The sequence below is a fragment of the Streptomyces sp. WAC 04229 genome, assembly GCF_003947455.1.
Lineage (GTDB): Bacteria > Actinomycetota > Actinomycetes > Streptomycetales > Streptomycetaceae > Streptomyces.
Window position 1 is genome coordinate 1 of the sequence record NZ_QHJH01000420.1, and the last position, 860, is coordinate 860.

1 pseudogene is annotated in these 860 nt (G+C 75.9%); it reads right to left on the minus strand.

Features of this window, described 5'->3' with window-relative positions:
* Positions 1-292: 292 nt before the first annotated feature.
* Positions 293-860: pseudogene (locus tag DMH12_RS38640) on the minus strand (serine/threonine protein kinase); the annotation flags it as partial.

An 860-nucleotide genomic window follows, 5' to 3' on the forward strand; every position in this document is an offset into this window, starting at 1 on the left:
GGCCGGGGCGGGGCGGTTCTCGGCGCCTGCGAACGGGGCTCGGCCGAACATGCCTCGGCAGCGGCCGCCGGAGCCGCGGTGACGCGCCGCTGGGTTCGCGGTGACGTGCCGCTGGGTTCGCGGTGACGTGCCGCTGGGTTCGCGGTGAGGTTGGTGCGGTGAGGTCAGCCGGCGGGTGAACCGGCGCTGTAGTGGGCCGGGGGTGGGTGTCGCAGCCCGGCGTGGCGGGGTGCCGCTGCGCCCACCCGTGCCGCCCCAGCGGCACGATTGCCCGCAGCTGTGGCGCCGGGGGCTACTGGCGGGTGTACGTCAGGATTTCGCCCGTCTTCGTGTTCGTGCGTTGCAGGGCGCCGTTCGGCAGGAGGGCGACCTCCGTGGGTGCGCCCGGGGTGCAGGTGGTGGACGGGCCCGTGGTCACCGTGGAGGGACCGACCGTCACGGGGCCGTCGGGGCCCGGGGTGTCGGTCAGGTCGGCCTCGAAGACGCAGTGGTAGGTGCCGTTGCCCGCGGGGCCGTCGGCGGCGAGGGACAGGACCGTGTCTCCCACCTCGCCCTGCCGGATGGTCAGCGTGCGGGTGTGGAGGCCGGAGGCGTTGTCGATGGTGGTGGCCCACGTGCCCAGGTACGCCGTCGGGATCGTGCCGTCACGGGTCGGCCGGTCGGCGTCGACGGTGGGAGCCGACCCGTCCGGGCTCCGGGACGCGGAGGCCGTCGGCGTGGGCATGGGGTCGCCGTCGGCCCGGTCGTCGCCGCCCCCGCTCATCAGGGCGTAGACCGAGCCGCCGGCGCCGAGCGCGACGACCAGGGCGACGGCGATCAGCAGCGCGGTGGAGCGTCCTTGGCGGGGCGGGTCGTAGGGC